Source organism: Nostoc sp., assembly GCF_041747015.1.
Lineage (GTDB): Bacteria > Cyanobacteriota > Cyanobacteriia > Cyanobacteriales > Nostocaceae > Nostoc.
This window is the reverse complement of the sequence record NZ_JBGTFY010000348.1, coordinates 21,506-40,027: the sequence shown is the minus strand read 5'-3', so window position 1 is coordinate 40,027 and position 18,522 is coordinate 21,506. Positions and strand designations below refer to the sequence as shown.

General features: G+C 41.8%; 13 protein-coding genes and 1 tRNA gene. 5 read left to right on the top strand and 9 right to left on the bottom strand.

Annotated elements, in window-relative coordinates:
- Positions 1 to 166 precede the first annotated feature (166 nt).
- The 3 genes from ACEW80_RS27960 to ACEW80_RS27950 all read right to left on the bottom strand — a co-directional run bounded on the left by ACEW80_RS27960 (position 167) and on the right by ACEW80_RS27950 (position 5,112).
- Positions 167 to 237, bottom strand: a tRNA-Gly gene (locus ACEW80_RS27960).
- Between the two features lie 49 nt (positions 238 to 286).
- Positions 287 to 1,402, bottom strand: a complete 1,116-nt coding sequence (locus ACEW80_RS27955; RefSeq protein WP_373529725.1) for a hypothetical protein — start codon at positions 1,400 to 1,402, stop codon at positions 287 to 289.
- A gap of 68 nt (positions 1,403 to 1,470) precedes the next feature.
- The gene (locus tag ACEW80_RS27950) at positions 1,471 to 5,112 is read right to left on the bottom strand and encodes a response regulator (protein WP_373529724.1); all 3,642 of its coding nucleotides are present in this window, start codon (positions 5,110 to 5,112) and stop codon (positions 1,471 to 1,473) included.
- 939 nt (positions 5,113 to 6,051) lie between these two features.
- Here ACEW80_RS27950 and ACEW80_RS27945 point away from each other — a divergent pair.
- Together ACEW80_RS27945 and ACEW80_RS27940 are read left to right on the top strand one after the other, a co-directional pair.
- Entirely contained in the window at positions 6,052 to 6,681 is a 630-nt protein-coding gene (locus tag ACEW80_RS27945; RefSeq protein ID WP_373529723.1) for an N-acetyltransferase family protein, read from the top strand.
- Positions 6,682 to 7,459: 778 nt separating this feature from the next.
- On the top strand, positions 7,460 to 8,014 hold the full coding sequence (locus ACEW80_RS27940) for a hypothetical protein (protein ID WP_373529722.1): 555 nt from the start codon (positions 7,460 to 7,462) through the stop codon (positions 8,012 to 8,014).
- An 8-nt stretch (positions 8,015 to 8,022) separates the two neighbouring features.
- On the opposite strand, the gene ACEW80_RS27935 is transcribed toward ACEW80_RS27940, so the two are convergent.
- The 4 genes from ACEW80_RS27935 to ACEW80_RS27920 form a co-directional block, all read right to left on the bottom strand.
- Positions 8,023 to 9,168 carry a histidinol-phosphate transaminase gene (locus ACEW80_RS27935; protein WP_373529733.1) on the bottom strand — a complete coding sequence of 382 codons (1,146 nt, stop codon included), beginning with the start codon at positions 9,166 to 9,168 and terminating at the stop codon, positions 8,023 to 8,025.
- Positions 9,169 to 9,289: 121 nt separating this feature from the next.
- Positions 9,290 to 9,931: a YqiA/YcfP family alpha/beta fold hydrolase gene (locus tag ACEW80_RS27930; protein ID WP_373529732.1), complete on the bottom strand. Its 642-nt coding sequence runs from the start codon at positions 9,929 to 9,931 to the stop codon at positions 9,290 to 9,292.
- A 266-nt stretch (positions 9,932 to 10,197) separates the two neighbouring features.
- On the bottom strand, positions 10,198 to 11,574 hold the full coding sequence (gor, locus tag ACEW80_RS27925) for a glutathione-disulfide reductase (protein WP_373529721.1): 1,377 nt from the start codon (positions 11,572 to 11,574) through the stop codon (positions 10,198 to 10,200).
- Between the two features lie 336 nt (positions 11,575 to 11,910).
- Positions 11,911 to 13,125 (bottom strand): FecR domain-containing protein, encoded by a 1,215-nt coding sequence (locus ACEW80_RS27920; RefSeq protein WP_373529720.1) that lies wholly within the window; start codon positions 13,123 to 13,125, stop codon positions 11,911 to 11,913.
- Positions 13,126 to 13,645: 520 nt separating this feature from the next.
- On the opposite strand from ACEW80_RS27920, the gene ACEW80_RS27915 reads away from it, so the two are divergent.
- Positions 13,646 to 14,944: a hypothetical protein gene (locus ACEW80_RS27915; RefSeq protein WP_373529731.1), complete on the top strand. Its 1,299-nt coding sequence runs from the start codon at positions 13,646 to 13,648 to the stop codon at positions 14,942 to 14,944.
- Positions 14,945 to 15,006: 62 nt separating this feature from the next.
- On the opposite strand, the gene ACEW80_RS27910 is transcribed toward ACEW80_RS27915, so the two are convergent.
- Positions 15,007 to 15,825, bottom strand: a complete 819-nt coding sequence (locus ACEW80_RS27910) for a sulfurtransferase (RefSeq protein ID WP_373529719.1) — start codon at positions 15,823 to 15,825, stop codon at positions 15,007 to 15,009.
- Between ACEW80_RS27910 and ACEW80_RS27905 the strand changes: the two genes are divergently transcribed.
- A complete protein-coding gene (locus ACEW80_RS27905) occupies positions 15,812 to 15,946 on the top strand; it encodes a hypothetical protein (RefSeq protein WP_373529718.1) in 135 nt (44 codons plus the stop codon). The genes ACEW80_RS27910 and ACEW80_RS27905 overlap by 14 nt on opposite strands.
- A 382-nt stretch (positions 15,947 to 16,328) precedes the next feature.
- Here ACEW80_RS27905 and ACEW80_RS27900 read toward each other — a convergent pair whose 3' ends face one another.
- Entirely contained in the window at positions 16,329 to 16,664 is a 336-nt protein-coding gene (locus ACEW80_RS27900; protein WP_373529717.1) for a hypothetical protein, read from the bottom strand.
- A gap of 795 nt (positions 16,665 to 17,459) precedes the next feature.
- On the opposite strand from ACEW80_RS27900, the gene ACEW80_RS27895 reads away from it, so the two are divergent.
- Positions 17,460 to 18,509, top strand: coding sequence for a two-component system response regulator (locus tag ACEW80_RS27895; RefSeq protein WP_373529730.1), 1,050 nt, complete (start codon positions 17,460 to 17,462; stop codon positions 18,507 to 18,509).
- Positions 18,510 to 18,522 lie beyond the last annotated feature (13 nt).

Genomic DNA, 18,522 nt, shown 5'->3' with positions numbered 1-18,522 from the left:
GCCCTGCGCTGCCTTGCCTTTGCGTGAGACTAAATTCATACCTGTAATCAGCAACGCCCAAATTTATAGGGCAATATCGGTTTCTGTCAAAATTGTCTAAGTGTTCAAAAAATCTTACTCAGTTTAAGCCACTGAAAATTAGACTTTTTAGGGCTTTTTCTTTCTAAGCGGGTGGCGGGAATCGAACCCGCATTAATAGCTTGGAAGGCTATAGTTTTGCCACTAAACTACACCCGCAAAATCCAACCCTATAAATTTAACATAGCTTTTGAAAAAATTCAACCATTTAGTTGGAATTGGCAGGTTGGATGTCGATTTGTACAAACAAATTGCTTGAAGGTGGTTTTGTTCCATCGTTGTTTTTACCGGCAGAAAAGTTTTCTGTTTTGAAAACCTCGTTGAGAACTCGCTCGTATGTACTTTTTTCACTTTGCAGTGTTGCTGGTTCTATTTCTATAACTACAGCCCCTTTAAAGTTGCCATTTTGATCAATTTCTAAGCTAGCAAGGATCTGTGCAGGTTTAAGTTCGGAATCGCGGGGGAGAAAACTTGAGTCTAATTGTTTTGTGTTCCTACCGTTGTATTCAGCAATCAAGTCGGGTGGAGGATCTTGTACAACTCGTTTTGTTTTTATCAAGTTAACCATTTCGTCTCTAGGTAAACGAAGTACTACTGCTACCGATGCTCCCTGAGTCGAAGTTGGTGAAGTTTCTGGCGTGGGAGTAGGTTGAGTTTCCCTAGTTGGAGTTGGTGAAGTTTCTGGCGTGGGAGTAGGTCGAGTTGGTGAAGTTTGCTCTGGGAGAGTACGTGGAGTTTCCCTGTTTTCAGGTTCCGAAACTGGTGGATTTGATGGAACACCTGTTGGTAGTAGCGTTCCCTTTCCCAATTTGATTTCTTGACGTTGGTTCCAAGGGAGATTACCGACTGCAACTGTAGGTTTCGGTGTCGGTGTAGCTATAGCTGTAAGTTTCGGTTCCGGTTTCGGAACTGTTTGTTGTCTAAAAGGTTGGCTATTAGGTTGAGAGGCGTAAGTTCGGCTCTTTTGCTGGAGATTATCAGCAGAATTTATTGCGCCAAAATTTTGATTTATTGACGTAGTTCGTGCTGTTTGTGGTGAACGTGCTGGTACAGACTTTTGAACTGTGGATAGTTGCTTTGGTGAAACTGTTTTAGCTGTTGATTTTGTTTTGGGAGCAATGTCTATCAATTCAATGGGAACAGCAGATTGACTTTGCTGGGGAAACCACAGACTAAATGCATTAGATGAGCGCATCAGCCAGAACGCCAGCAAGTGCAGAGAGACTGAACCAATAACGATAGAAATCCACAAACCTGGTGGATCTGTGTGTCGCCTCCAGATTTTGGCTGGAATTGGAGTTTTGTCTGCAACCGATGGTGTCATATTATATAAACTGGATATGATTAAGCACTTTTACTCATTGCTAATGCTTTGAAATACCAATTTAAATTTTAGCGATTAACCATTACATCTGGTGTAACAGCAAAGGTCAAAACTGTTTCATCTACTCCTTTAAGTTCTAACGGACTACCTTTAGTAATTTCTTCTTCCTGCAAATAATCTGCCACAGCGGCAGAAACCAAGATCGTACCGGGAACAGCGGCAGCTTGCAACCTTGCAGCAATATTCACACTTGGGCCAATGGCAGTATAATCAGCACGTAGAGCGCTACCAAACATTCCCACAACAGCTGTACCTTGGTGGATACCGCACCGGAACTGTACGCTAGTAAGTTTGTCGCCAGCGAATACACCTTGGTCTCGCCAGCGCTGGTTCAAGTCAGCCAATGAGTGGTGCATTGCTCTTGCTGTATTGATGGCACGACGCACCTGTTCATTGGGGGTTAGTTCTTCCGGCGCTCCGTATAAAGCTAAAATAGCATCTCCCATAAATTTATCTACAGTGCCGCCATTGCCAAATACAACTTTGGTCATAACTTCTAAATATTCATTCAGCAACTCTGCTACTCGCCGTGATCTGAGAGTATTTGCTAGTTGTGTAAAACCCACAATGTCACTAAATAAAACTGTAATTAAGCGTGGTTCTGGGCGCAAATCTAACGTTAAATCTCCGGTTGCGGCTTTTTGCACCAACACAGCTGGCAAAAAGCGCTTTAACACCGATTCTGTTAGATAAGTATTTAACTCTAAGATGCGTCGTTCATTTTCTTTTAATGCTAAAAGATTCCGAACTTCCGCCAAAAGTTCTCGGTCATTGAATGGTTTTGCTAAATAAGCATCCGCCCCATGTTCTGTACCTTCGATGCGGGTTTCTTCGTCAACTTTTGCTGTTAGCAGAATGATTGGTGTTCCTTTCAATTTTTCTTCATTACGGATCATCTGAATCATCTCAAGTCCGCTCACCAAGGGCATCATTAAATCAGTCACAATCAAGTTTGGTATAATTTCCTTAGCGATCGCATACCCTTCAGAACCGTTACGAGCTGTCTGCACATGATACCCATTACGGCGGAAAATTTCTGATACATAGTTTCGCAAATCCGGGTTGTCATCTACAACTAAAATTGAGGAGCCAGCCGTGTGCGGGGGTTCCCCCTGTTGAGCGATCTGGCGTTGCTGAGTTTTAAGGGCTGAGTCTTCAGTATCAATACTGGGGGAAAAGTTTCTTGTAATATCTTCAATATTGTCTGTTGTTGATTCTACCAGTTCTAAATCAGCCAATTCTACGCTAGCGCGGCTTTTATTCAGTTCGATAGGCGTTTCTAGTACTTGCTGTGCGGGTAAATGAGCATTTCCAGTCACAAGCCATAAACTAAAGCTAGTGCCTTCACCGTAAACTGATTCTACAGTGACTTGACCGCCATGTAATTCTACCAATTCTTTAACTAAAGCTAAACCCAAACCACTGCCTTCATAAGAGCGGTTTGCTGAACCTTCAGCTTGGCGGAAGCGCTCAAATAGATAGGGAATTTGTTCTTTAACAATGCCAATTCCAGTATCTTGTACTTGCAATATGCAACGATCGCCCTCAGATTTTAGTCTGACATTGATCGTCCCACCTTCAGGAGTAAACTTCATGGCATTTGACAGAAGGTTGTAAATCACCTTGTCAAATTTTTCCATATCCAAGTATACCGTAGAACATTCATCTAACTGGGTGGCGAGATGTAATCCCTTTTTCTCACAGTAGGGGCGAAAAGACTCAACAATTTGGCTGACAAATTCGACTAAATCGCAGGGGCGGAAGCTAGGCTGCATTCTCCCCGCATCCAGACGTTGTAGATCCAGGAGTTGATTTACCAGTCGCAGCAGGCGGCGGGAGTTACGCAGGGCGATCGCACTTTGAGAGTAAGATAATCCCTCACCAGCCGCCACCGCCGACTCTAGAGGCCCTTGAATCAAGGTGATGGGTGTGCGAAACTCATGAGAGATATTTTGGAAAAATTCGGTTTTTTGTTTATCTAATTCCAGTAAGCGTTCAGCTTGTTCACGAGTCTTTTGATACAGGTGTGATTGCTGCACAGCGATCGCGGCTTGAGCGGCTACAGCTTTAGCCAAATCGATATCAGACGACAGCCATCGGCGGACTTTATTACCTTCATGTAGGGTAATACTACCGATACATTTACCATCAGCTAATAATGGCACAAACATTAGCGATCGCCCTGGCATTTTTAAAGACAAATTAAAACCCTGCACATCTGAGGGAGAATGGCTCACATTACCAATTACCACAGGTTCACGTGTCTGTAGCATTTGTTGAAGGATTGGATTCTCCTGTATAGATGCTTGAGAGTATGGTATTCTCTGGGTAAATAAGTTATTATTGGTACTTAAATTTTTGTCTAGAGATAACGATGCCTGGTTTGGGCTGTGCCTACGCAAATTTTCTGGATGTTGAAAACTGTCATACAAGCCTACACACTGAACAAACTCATCTTCCTCCGTCCACAGAGACAGAACGCAGCCATCGACTTGTAAGGCTTGCCCAAGTTGTTGGGTGATCGCCGCAAAGATATCTTGGGGGTCTAAACTAGAACGAATCGCGCTAGTAATCGTATTAATTAGGGCTTCTCGCTTGGCAAGGGCACGTACTTGTTCGTAAGCATAAGCTTGAGACAAAGCCAAGGCTGCCTGATCCGCTACCATCAACACTAGCTGCACCTCATCATCCCCCCAGAAGCGGGGCAGAGAACACTGGTGCAGTGCCAGCACTGCCATCAGTTCTTGTTGGCAGATCAATGGCACAACTAAACTAGAACAAATGTTAGCGGCAGCAAAAGCTTCCCCACGTTGACGCAGTTCGGGAGTATTACCCTGAATGCGATCGTCATCTATCACATCATTAATCACCTGGACTTCGCGGGTTTCCCATACCGTCTGAACCAAAAGAGGCTGAGGGGAAACAAGAAGATCGGGCGACTCAGAAACTCCTTTAGAGATAGGGGAGAGAGAAGGGATGGGAGACAGAGGGGAAAGACTTACTACAACTTCCTCTCTGCTCCTCTGCTCCTCTGCTTTTTCAGAAAGAGCCTTCTGATAAATAAATCCTTTATCCGCCAACTGCTCATCTTGGAAAGGACGTAACAGGCAAACATCCACCTCCAACATATGACCCACTGTATCTACAATTGCCTGCAAAATTTGCCGATAGTCTAAGGCACTGCGAATCGTATTTGTGACGGTATTTAGCAGCGATTCTTGCCGGAGTGTGCGGGTAAGTTCGCGGGTGCGAGCTTTGAGGACATTGTGGGTATCCAAAGCTTGGCGCACCACTGCTTTGAGTTCCTCTGCTTCCCACGGTTTAGTGACATATTTGAATACCTTACCAGCGTTGATTGCTTCCACCAGGTCTTCGACATCGGTGTAGCCAGTTAAAATAATCCGAATAATATCTGGATATTTAGTTGCTGTCAGGCTCAAAAATTCTGTACCGCTCATCATTGGCATCCGTTGATCGGAGATGATCACTGCCACCTCTCCCTCTTGATCCAGCAGATCCAGTGCCGCAGGGCCAGAGATTGCCCTCAGCACTTTATAGTCGCGATAGAAAGTGCGATAAAGCAAGTCAAGGTTGTCTGGTTCGTCATCGACAACCAAAATTTTAGGCTTACTGTTTGCTTGGGATTTCATGCACCGCGTTCCTGCTGCAACGGCAGTCGGATAAAGAATAATCTGATCAGGTAAAGATTTTTATAAGTCAGGTAAGAGCAGAGCATTTCGACCAATAATGCTATTTGGCTAAATGACTGCTGAGTGTAGGAGCGTTTCCTCACAGTAATTTGTCTCAATGGCTTGTGCCGATTACCGTTTACTTTAATGCAGTGTAATTGCTTTCATAATCAGTTTTAGGGTTACAGAGTCGATGATTGCTTGCCAAATCTCCTTTTACCTCCAGTGAGCAATGTCTCATACTACATACAGCGCTCATAGCTAGCTGAAAAATCCAGATGAAGCTGCATATTAAGTTTTCCCTCCACAGCAGTTTTACTAACATTTGCAGGTAAATTTTATTTATAGTAGTCATGGTAGAGTCAAAAATATTAAAACAATAGGATTTAAACCCTAAAGTATAGAATTAGACAAATGCCTCTTTCCAATTTAGCAATCAGAACTATCATTAACACAAGTGTTAGTGGTTAAAAAGTTGGCAATTGGGAATTAAATAATCTTACAGATTGTTGCCCCAGTAACTGTACAGCCTGTTCTTATGACCTAGTAACCCAGTAAGGTTAGTGTAACGGTAAATGCAAAAACAAGTTCAGTACTGCAACCAAAGGTGGTTTTCAACCAGAGTTTGCCATTAGTGTACTTACCTAACAATTTTGTGAGTGCTGCTCACAGACAGGTTATGCTATATTTTCTGCCCACTTACCTAAACCTGTACTACTTTAAAGATATTTTTGTGGTAAACGTACTAATCTCCTCTCTATCTCAAACAAGAGATATACTTGAACCTACTAAACTTAAGGTTAGAGATTTATGAAACTGTAGGTCAGTTCCATCTCCTGGACACCTCTTCAGTTTTCATTCAATTTAAATGGTGTCTGAAAATATTTAAGAAAATTTTCGTTGAATAAAATCAATACTAAACTAACCTTGAAATATCGGTTTTTTCACCCATACCACCAACAGCCAATCGACCCAGCTTCCTGCCAATTCCAAATTCGTACCGCCACACCTGCTGATTTGACTGGTGTTGCCCAAATTATTGCCGAAAGCTTTCACTCCCAAAATGGGATGTGGGGATGGGCTTTCCCATTGTTACGTCTGGGTATTTACGAAGACTTAAGGCATCGCATGGCATCACCTGCGCCTCGTCATGTTTGTTTAGTAGCCCTTGAAGCTACTGGTGTGGCTAATAACTTAGTAGGAACTGTAGAACTGGGTGTACGTTACAGTAATTCGTGGAGTCAGGTTGATATAGGTTTTCCTTACTTATCTAATTTAGCGGTTCACCCCAAATATCGTAGGTATGGTGTGGCTTCAGGGTTACTGACTAGCTGTGAAAAAGTTTCTCACGAGTGGGGATTTCAAGACTTATATCTCCATGTTTTGGAAAATAACCATCAAGCAAGGCAGCTTTATTTCAAGCTAGGATATCGGGTACATAAAGTGGAATCGAATTGGAATACATTTTTCCTCAAACGCTCAAGCCAGATGTTATTGCACAAGCACCTAACTTATGACTCCCCTATCTGATTTTTTTAGCAATTGTAAATTTTGATGTTGCGTAGTTTACCGCCGTAGGCATTGCTTTGAATAAAATCTGTCACCAATATCGGCAATTAAGTCAAACTAACCTAATTAAAAATCTAGCTCATCTTAACTAAGTATAACTAAATAACTGGGTAAAAACTAAAAAATGTGAATTTAAAAGCAACTTTATTAATTAAGTATATAGTTTTTGATAATTCTTTTTGAGGATATTTATTTATCCTTTTTAAGGATACTTATAGCGCTTCTCAGTTGAACTCAATACAGACCTAACCCCAGTTCCTTCCCTACAAGGTAAGCGGAGTAAGCCTCTTTGCTTTTAAAATAAAGGTGAGAGTGTATTGCATACAAACGATAAGCGCTATATTAGTTATATTAATAAAAATGTAATTTTGTTTGGATTCTTTAATTTATTATTAACAAATAATTTAAAGTGTTTGATATAGATAAATAAATGCATTATGATGGAAATGCTTTTAAATTACGATTAAAAAATAATCAACTCCTCATAACAACTTTGTAATTAAGATATTCATCTTTATAAAAACTTTAACAAAACACTCCTGTAGTCTGGAGACAAATGTAGTTATATCTCATAAAATATAATTACTCAATTACTGAACGATGCCTATTTATGCCTAGTCTTGGTTAAATTAACCTAAGACTGTTGATAATAAAAGAATTTAAAAACCTGATTTGACATAACAACTAGTTCCCTTTTGAAGTGCATAGTACTACCAAATTCGTTAAAAGTTTAAAAAACATGGATAGCGAAAAGCATCGACGCTATCAGACCTCTATGGTATCAACTTATTACCCTGAAACTAGTTTCCTTGAGTATGTTGTAATGCCAGATGAAACTGAGCAATCGGAAGGCTCGGATATTCTGACACGTTTGCATAGTGGAGAAGTTTTCATTGTCAATAGTCGTAGGCGAAATGGATTAATACTCTTTAAACGCTACCATGCAGAGTTTGCTGGGCCAGGGGCTGCCGTGGGTGGTGATTATGATTGTGATTGCCAAAGGGCACTGCCCATAGGCAATCTGTCTTTATTAACTCCCGAATCTAATGAAGAGCGCCAGAAGGCTTACTTGATTAGGCGACAGTGGATTCGATTGATTAAACAAATTACAGAAAACCCGGTGTCTGGGCAACGAGTTCAGAAGATTCTCGATCAATTTGAACAATATTTTCCACCGGAAATAGTGGCTCTTCTGCCGGATGTTGCCTTTGCTCTTTTAGTGGGTGTGCTGCCACAAACAGTCGCAATAGTACGCCGTTTAGGCAGCGAGGTAGACAGCCGATTTAATTACTGAGTGAATTTCTAAGATTCCAAATTTGCCAAAGTAGCTTGGACTCGATTTACAGTGCGGGCGTTTTCATCAGGAGTCCCTACAGTGATTCGCAATCCTCCGCTAATGTGTCGTACAAGAGTACCCAGTTTTCTAAGTTTCTGGTGGAAGGTTTTTAAAGCAGCATCTTGGGAATTAAAGGCGTTTTGTTGAAGACGCAGGTAAATAAAGTTAGCAGCACTTGCGGTAATTTGTAGTTCTGGTTGCTGGGACAAAATTTCGATGAGTTTGGCTCGTTCACTCAGGGTTTGGGGAATTGACTCCAGCAAGAGTGTACGGTTTTGTAAAGCAATTAATGCTGCTGCTATGGAAAAGCTGGGGAGATTGTAAGGTAAGCGAACTTTTTCTAAAATGGCGATCGCTTCGGGATGAGCGACGCAATAGCCAACGCGGAGAGATGCCAAGCGGAAAGCTTTAGAAAAAGTGCGTAATATCACCCAATTAGGGCGCTGTGCTAATTCGCCTACTAGGGTAGTTTGGCTGAATTCAAAATAAGCTTCATCAATGACTACCAAAATATGCTCTGGTAAACTTTTTAACCATACCAACTCTGCCGCAGTTAAGCTATTGGCAGTCGGCGAATTGGGATGCACGACGAAAACTACGCGAATAGGGGGATTTTGAGTTTGTTCGATCGCAGACTGTGCCGCGCTTAAGTCAATTTCAAAATTTGTTTCATTTCTACCCACCGCCACTACAGGAATGCCCAAAGTTTGTGCCAAAATTTTGTACATAGAAAAAGTGGGATTGGCAACTAGAATTGAACCTTCTCCTCCTAGACAGGTGGCGATTAATAATGAGCGGATTAGTTCATCTGAACCATTGCCAACAGAAATATTGGCAGCAGTATTAGAGAGCGAGAGGGCGGTTGATTCATTGACGTACTGTGCGATCGCATCCTTAAGTGTTTCATGTCCGCCATCGGGATAACGATTTGTTTCAATTACTTGCTGATACGTCCAAGCTAACTTCTGTTTTAACTCAGGTGGTAAATCGTAGGGGCTTTCATTTGTATCCAGCCGATCAAACTGTGTGGTAACAAAATCGGCTGTATCGCTACTGGGGTGAGGTTTATAAGCGGTGAATTGGGCTAAATCTGACCGGATGAAGGGAAGCATAATTTTGGTCATTGGTCATTAGTCATTGGTCATTGGTCATTAATCACAGGGTTAGTCAACAAATAACAAGTAATAAATTACTAAAGACATTGGTTATGTATGAGTTTAATATTTTACAGCTTCAAGGTAATTGGCAAAAGAGGCGAATTGCCTGCCAAATTTCTTCCATAACATTACCCAAGGCGTGATCACTGTCGAGTTCGACTAACTCCACCCAAGGACGCGAACGCGCAAAGTCACGACTGGCTTCGATGGGGATGACTTCATCCTTTTTTCCATGCAAAATCAGGGTGGAAATGGGACGTTGCAAAAGCTTTTCTTGGTATTGGGCAGCATTTATAACGAAATCGTAACTTAAAGGAATTGATCGCCTTTCTCCATAGTGGTAAATCATGATATATTTTTCTTGCTGCCAACGCTGTACCTCTTCATCCCCTAGCTTAGGCAACCAATGGGATAAAAACCCAAAAGCTGGTGCTAACAGCACGAGACGTTGTACTTGTAAATGTAGCTGACCCAAGTGGGCAGCTGTCAAACCGCCCAAACTAGAGCCAATGAGCGTTACCGGCGTAGAATCATTACTGAATTCGGCGGCAACTTGAGTAATTTGACGAGTGATTGTCAACTGGGAAAAATCGCCAGCATTCAAATCGGGAATTTTCAGTTTTGTCTGAATTTGAGTAAAGCGATCGCTTACATCCCTCGCTTTGGCAGATTTAGGACTAGAAGCAAAGCCGTGAAGATATATGTATTGCAAAGGTATAAATAGTTAGGAGTGAGGAGTTAAGAATTATTGAGTGTTGATAAATCTTTATTTATCAAACAGAATTCAGGAGTCAGGAGTCAGAATGGGCTAAACCTTAGCTATCCACTAACAGAATGAATTCTGTATGAGTGGCGGGTCTAAATCCCCCACTCATTGATTCTGACTCCTGTTAGCGATAGCGGGGCCATTAGCCCATTCTGGCTTCTGAATTCTTCTTCAACATTTGTTATGACTCACTTACAACTCTCCACTCCTAACTCTTATTACCGCATTGTGACAAATTCTTCGGCTGTAGAGGGATGGATACCAACGGTGGCATCAAAGTCTTTTTTAGTTGCGCCCATCTTCACGGCGATCGCTACACCTTGGATGATCTCAGCTGCGTTTGCACCAACCATGTGAGCGCCCAGAACTTTATCAGTGTGGCTATCAACCACCAACTTCATCATTGTCTTCTCTTGCTTACCAGTTAAACTATGGTACATGGCGCGGAAGCGAGTGTGATAAATTGTTACGGCATCACCGAGTTTTTTTCGTGCTTCGACTTCTGTCCAGCCGACTGTTGCGGCTTCTGGGGTGGAAAATATAGCTGTGGCTACAGTCTCATGATTGAATTCGCGGCGGTTGTTCCCGAATTCGCTATCGGCAAAGGCGCGACCTTCGCCAATTGCTACAGGAGTTAAATTAATTCGGTCAGTGACATCGCCAACAGCAAAAATATTCGGTTGACTAGTCTGACTATATTCATTGACTGCGATCGCATTTGTGCTAATGTATCCTGGCCCTTCTATAGAACTGGGAACGAGATCAACCCCAGCGTTTTCCAAACCCAGCCCATCTACATTGGGAGTTCGACCAGTCGCTACTAAAAATACGTCAGCAATTACTGGTTCTTGGTCTTCGCCTGATAAAGTCAGTTTAAACCCTTCTGGCACGCTTTCAACTGCTTTTACTACATTATTTTTAATCAGCCGAATTCCGTGGTTCGTCATTCCCTCTTCAATTTCTGTGCGAACGTCATCATCAAACCCCTTCAAAATTTTTTCACCTCTGGTAATTTGCGTAACCTCAGAACCCAAACCGCGCATAATACAGGCAAATTCCGTGCCAATATAACCAGCGCCAAGAATGACGATGTGTTTCGGTTGTTCTTTTAGATGAAACATTTCGTTAGAGGTAATGCCATATTCCATTCCTGGTAAATCTGGCTTGACGGCATACCCACCAACAGCAATTAAAATTTTATCGGCTGTAACTTTACGTCCATTAACTTCTACGGTGTGGGAGTCTACCAATGTGGCACGACTAGGAATTAGTGCGACTCCGGCTTTTTCTAAAGAGTTGATGTGTAGTTGCGAGAGTCGCCGAACTTCCTTATCTATAGATGTAATGAAATGTTCCCAGTCAAACTCCACATTACCCACTTTCCAGCCATAGCCTGCGGCATCACTGAACAGTGCGGGAAAGTGAGAGCCATAGACCATTAGTTTCTTAGGAACACAACCACGAATCACACAAGTACCGCCGACTAAATCATATTCAGCGATCGCTACTTTTGCGCCGTAGCTAGCCGCTCGTTTGGAAGCCGCCAAACCCCCAGAACCCGCACCAATTACAAACAGGTCGTAATCAAAAGTCATAAATTTATGTTCTCTTTAGCAACAAGTTATTTCCTGGGAACTTACACAGAAAACGTGATTGAACTATATAAGGATATCCGGTGAACCCTGTGTAAGTCCTGTCCTTGATTTAATCTAGCGTTAGCAGATGTTCTCTGGTCGTAGGGAATATCACTTTTTGCTTTGGTGAATGGAGAGGCAGGAACTAAAATTATGTGTCATGGTTCTGCCTTTGATGTCGGGCATAAGTCTATGCTACTGCGTTGGAGCAACTAAGTCCCACAGGACTTACGCAAAATTATCACAAAATGAACCGCGTTTGGCGATCGCAGAGCATCCTTACCCCCATTAGCAGTTTTATGTGCTTGGAGAGTTAGTTGGGGTGACGGGTGTAATCTCAGGTGGGATCACAGGTGTAATCTCAGTTGGGATCACAGGTGTAATCTCAGTTGGAGTGACAGGTGTGGTTTCAGGTGGAGTGACGGGTGTGGTCTCCGGTGGAGTGACGGGTGTGGTCTCCGGTGGAGTGACGGGTGGAATGACGGGTGGAGTGACGGGTGGGGTCTCCGGTGGAGTGACGGGTGTAGTCTCCGGTGGAGTGACGGGTGGAATGACGGGTGGAGTGACGGGTGGAATGACGGGTGGAGTGACGGGTGGGGTTTGAGTTGGGGTCTCAGTTGAAGTGACAGGTGGAGTTACGGGTGTGGTTGGAGTTGAAGTAACGGGTGTGGTCGGAGTTGGGGTAACGGGTGGGGTTTGAGTTGGGGTAACGGGTGGAGTTTCAGTATTATTACTAGGCGAACTTGAAGGACTAGGAGTTAGCTGCACAAAAGAGGGGTTTTCAATTACTCCCTCGCCTTCTATCGGTTGCTGGGCTTCCAAAGCCGCAGCAGTTTCGGCTTGAACACTGGTGATTGCAGGCTCAGGTGTAGGCTCAGGACTTTGCCTGTCCAAATCAAGTTCCCGAACCATCTCGCTCGTTTCATAAAAATTTCTCAGATCAAAATCATATAAATTCTGAAATTTCCCTTTAACTATAATCACCATTTGCCCTGCTTCTAGCACCTGAGTTTCAGAAGCTTCTTTGTTAGAAACTTCAATGCCGCTATTTGTCAGTGCACCCACAATTGTAGTGTCTGTTTGTTGGTCGTAGCGCACAAATAATGCTGAACCACGAATTGCTGCTGCTGCATTTGGTGTTCGTATGCGTGTTTGCCCCTGTCCTGGTGGGATGAGCAGTAGCACAGTTCCATTTAGCAGTTTAAACTCACGAGTCTTCGGCAAAAATTGAAATAACGCCTGTTCTCCAACCCGTGCTAAAGAGCCATCATTGAAACGCAAGTCTGCTAGGGAAGCTCGACCAGTTGACAACCCATCCCCAGGAGTCATTGCATCTGATTTGCGTGCAGGACGGCTCTTCGTATTATCTCTGGGTATGAGCTGCACTCGGTTGTGAAGGTTTTGAATCTCCGCTCGCGTCAGAGGAGTTATAGCAATTACCCGATTTGGCAAAGGCAGTACTATAACTCCCCATAAACTAATCACTAATAGTGGAAATGATTTATAAAACATAATTTGAGAATTTGCGAACTTCAACTAGTACCAAAAAAGTTAAAATTTAAAGCTGCTGCTAATTGTTACAGCGAGTTTATTCAGGTAAATTTATCTACATCTTAATAGTTTACATTTAATACATAAAATAGATAATAAGCTAGATACATAGTTTGTCTAAATTTTGATTATGAAATTGTATGTAATAAATTCTGGGGCAGATATCAAGTTAGTTGATATCAACAATTAAATTCCTTTTTAATCAGAGCAGCCACAGGGTTATGAGGTATGCGTGATCAGAAATTGTTAGGGATCTCTTGTATAGTGACTCATTGGCTGTATTTCACTAAAGTTGAGCATAAATTTGATCAGAGCATCTCAGTTTTGCAAAAAAATCTGAAAAGCAAGAATTTCAGTTTGTAGTTTCAGTATATACTTACAAAGCTAAGATAGATGCACTCAATTGTATCTTCTAAGTGGGAACTTCCGATATAACTTGTGGGTCTACATTTGCCAAATGCGATCAACGCAATCTAACCAGATGCGACTCAAAAACTGGAAAAGTTTGTTTTTTTGTACTTTGTTAGCGTCCAGTGGGGGAAGCTGGTGTTGCATTGGAGTAGATGCGGCAGAATCTGCAAATACAAATATTTGGCGTTTTAAGAATTTAGTAAATACACAGGTAACTCATAAGCCATGTCAGAAGGTGGCACAAAAGGCAATTAACTCTTTGTGCAAGCAGTCCAGTGAGTCGCAGAATTTAGACTCTCAGATGCCGTTAAATATGGCACAGCAAACACCAGAAACTACTCAAACTCCAAACCCAACCGAAGAAGTTGAGGATACTGAAAAGCAAAATAACTTGCCACATCTAGAAGTGCAGCCAACTGATTTGCCTACATCTTCTCTAGACTCAAGAGAGGAACTGTTGAATGCACCTGAGATAAATTATTCCCAAAGGCTAGAGAGACTAATGCAACTACTGCGATCGCCAAAACAGCCACCTGAATCTGATAGCGATCGCGAATTGGGGTTGCGTGTGCGGTTAAAACCCCTAGAACAGCCTGTTTTTCCACTAATAGAAAAACCTGTAATTAAGTTTAAACCTATAGGCTATCTACAAGCCCGTGTAGGCTACTTCCAAACAAGTAACATTTTTTCCTCAAATGATAGTCCAATAGAAGATGGTTTAATTATTTCTGGATTGACGTTAGCCTCTGCATATTTACCTTTAGGATCTAAGACTTATTTAAATGGCTCAATTGATGGCAACCTAATTCGTTATCTAAATCAGTCACAATACCATTACAACCAAGTAAGATTTAATCTCAGTATCTACCAGCAGCTATCACGGCGAATGTATGGAGAAATCAGTTGGAGGAATCAACAGTTATTTTTTGCCAACAACAGCGATCGCCCTGATAGTTTTAAAGCAGGCGATCGCTTTTTCAGCGAAAATTCCCTGCAACTGTCTTTGAGACGGCGCGATCCCCTAACTCCAAAGTTAACGCTAGATAGCTTCTACGAATTAAATGTAGATTTTGCTGATCCCCAAAGTCGTAGTCGGATAATCAATTCCTTCTGGGTTTCTCTAAACTATTTCTGGCAAAAGCCTCTCCAGGTTGGTATTAACTACCAGGTAAACTTTTCGGACTTTACACAGCGCGATCGAGAAGACCAATTTCATCGGCTTTTTGGTCACTTAAATTACCGAATATCCGATACCAGTAATCTGAATGTGCAGGCTGGAGTAAGTTTAGGTAGTTCAACCGTAGAAAATATTGATTTTGATGGCTGGTTCTTCAGTATTAATTACAATTTGCAATTAGGTCAGTTTTGAAATTAGTCATTTGTCATTTGTCCTTTGTCCTTTGTCAAAAACCAATGACCAATGACCAATGACTAATAACTAATCCACTCACTCCAGCTACCAGCATAAAGTTTACCCTTGCTAATGCCGGCTAATTCTAAAGAAAGTAAATTTACACAAGCAGTAACGCCAGAACCGCAATAAACCAAGATTTCCTCGGCTGTTTCTAACTTCTCCCACCGACGGCGTTGTTCTGGTTGTGGAAGTAGATAGCCGGAAGAGTCTGTAACTTCTTGCCAAGGATAGTTAACGGCACCAGGGATATGTCCAGCTATTTTATCAATTGGCTCTCGTTCACCTCGGTAGCGATCGCTTTCTCGTGAATCTAGCAATACTACTTCTGGTTGATCTTTCCGACTTTTCACTTCTGTAATATCCACCACCTTTTCTGTTTGTAATTGAGGTATAAACTTACCCATCCGGGGGTGAGGAATGACATCCGTAACCGGATACCCAGCTTTTTGCCATCCAGCAAAGCCTCCATCCAGTACCGCTACTTGCTCATGTCCTAGATAGCGCAACAGCCACCATAGACGAGCCGCAAAAGCGAAGCGTGAATCATCATAAGCAACAACTAGAGTTTTTTGATAATTTACTCCAATCGCTGCAAATTTGTTAGCGATATCATTGGGGTTAGGTAAAGGATGTCTGCCGCCATGCTTACCTACTGGACTGGAAAGATCCTGATTCAAATCTAGATAATACGATCCCTCTATATGACTTGTTTGGTACTGTTGGTGTCCTAGTTGGGCATCGGCTAGAGAAAAGCGACAATCCACAATAACGACTTGCGAATCTTCTAGATGTTCAAACAGCCAAGCTGACGAAACAACAAATTTGGAATTGGGCATTGGGAATTATTTAGAGGATTTATACAACTGGCACAAATACGATTTATTACTACGTTTGTGGCTAGTTAGTGGTGGCGGTATCATCAGTTGCGATCGCGCTAATCAGGTTTTTGTCGAGTAGGATGACGTTACCAATATGGAAGTATCCGAAGTGATAATAGCTGAAGAATAATCTGACATGATCGCTCGTAGGTTAGGTTGAGGAACGAATACTAAGTAACTATGGCAACTTTGAGTATACGTAATTTAGAAATGCGATCGCCTAGCATTCCCGAAAGTAAATTGTTTTTGGTGTGGAACTAATCTAATTTTCCAGCTTGTAATTGCTGCACTCGCTCTACTGTTAAGCCTGTAATTATTGCTACGATTTCCACTGATATACGGCACCTTTTTTTTCCCAACTCGTGATAATTTGCATATATTCCTCCTCTTGGTCTAATCCCATTGTACTTATTGCTGCTTTAAAGGTTTGTTCTTCTGTTTCATTTAAGTTCAAATAAGTGTCAATAAAACCAGAAATCAGTTGCATCCTTGCGGGGTATAATCTGAAAGTAGTTAATAGCCAAACATTCCGCCTTGACTTGCGGACGTTCTTCTGGTGAAATATTCATTTTTGCCATAAGTGCTGCGGCAATAGGGTTTTGTTGGATTAAATAATCTCGCCAACTAATTCTATTTAATTGAATTGCTGCAAATTGAAACTTGAGTACGTCTAAATTGGGAAATATAATGCTATGTGTTTTTGGTTCTGGTCGTAGCGGTTCATCAAAGGAGAAGATGACGACAGGGTAAATTGGTAAATCGGATTTTTCATAAAGTCTGGCAAAGTATTTAAACATCCGTTTAGCAAAATCTTGCTGTGTATAAGATTGAGCCTCAATATGGATTAAAAAGTAAGTTTCTTTTTCTTGATATTTTACTTTTACCAGTAAATCGATTATTTTCTCTTGTCAAACAACTGAAACTATTCTCCCAGCTAGCTTAAAATTCTGATTTCCAGATACTTAGGCAAGGAGTCTTTACGAGTCAAATAGCTTATTTTTATGATAGTATTTAACATTACATACCACTTAGACTTAATTCAGTATTGCTAGGTGTATTTGAGTAAGTAAGAACATATATATTTAGTGATTATCAGAAAGATTTGAAACTCAAAACCCTATACCTGAATGAATGCAAGCATTGATACTGTTTTCTAGTGTCTTTAAATTTAAAAAGCTCCGTAAAAACCCTGATTTAAGATTTATGCTAAGTTATCATACTGGAGTTATGTGCAAAAAAATGACAATAATATACCCTTGCTCGTAATATAAAAAATGTATGCTGCAAAACTCAGATAGACAGGTTGACATGAGATAATGCTTAATCCCTATGGCAACTCTAGCTCAGATACAGTTGAATACTAAATTTATTTTTGAAATCTGACACTGTTAACTTGTGCAAAAACTTGGAGTGCCTTTGTGATTCAATGGAAATCCAACTGTATAGACTTTATAGAACAAATTGTTAATGGGTCAAACCCGTTTAGCAAAGTGAACAACATCGCTTCAAATCATGCCGTAGGCTCGCAAAATACTGAGGGTTATCTCAAGAAGACCTTATGCTTGAAAATTAAGCAAGGAGTGCCTTCTTGGATGGAAGCTGATATTAATTGTGGTGATGAGTCATTGGTTTCTAGGACACTACAAGCCAAAAATTATAAAGTGAATGGGTTTGATTTAGAGCCGCCGAAGGTTTTAGTAGTTGACGATCATGCTGCCAGTCGGATGACTGCTGTTGCCCTCCTGGGAAGGGAAGGATACGAAGTGATTGAGGCGGATAGTGGTTCCATTGTTATAGGATTAGTAACGCAAAAACAACCAGATTTGATTTTGCTGGATGTGATGATGCCAGGAATGGATGGATTTGAAGTCTGCCAATTGCTCAAACAGGATGAGCAAACCAGGCTAATCCCAGTGATTTTTCTGACGGCCTTAAATGACAGGCGATCGCGCATTCGGGGAATTGAAGTTGGAGGAGATGATTTTCTCACCAAACCCTTTGATCGTGTGGAACTGGCGGCGCGTGTGAAGTCTTTGGTACGGCAGAAGCGTCTAAACGAAGACTTAGATCATGCCGAACAAGTCCTATTTTCCATTGCCATGTCGATTGAAAGTCGTGATCCCAATACAGGTAATCATTGTGAACGGCTGGTAAAATGGGGGCAAATTTTTGGTGAATACCTTAACCTCTCACGCTACCAAATTCGAGATTTAAGGTGGGGTGGTTATCTTCACGATATTGGTAAAGTGGGTATTCCCGATGCGGTGCTGCTGAAAACAGGCAAACTCACCCCCGAAGATTGGCAAATCATGCAGCAGCACGTTTTGATTGGCGAAAAAATCTGCCAGCCACTACGCAGTATGCAGGGTGTAATTCCAATTATTCGTCATCACCATGAACGCTGGGATGGCTCAGGCTATCCTGATAGACTGAAAGGGGATAATATTCCTTACCTAGCGCAAGTATTTCAGTTAATTGATATCTACGATGCCCTCACCAGTGAACGACCTTACAAAAGAGCTTTTACCACAGAGGAAGCACTTTCACTGATGCTAGAAGAAACTAATTCGGGTTGGCGCAATCCTCAATTAATGCAGCAGTTTACCGAGTTTATTCGCTCTCACCAGAACAAAGAGTTTTAAGTAATTGATATTT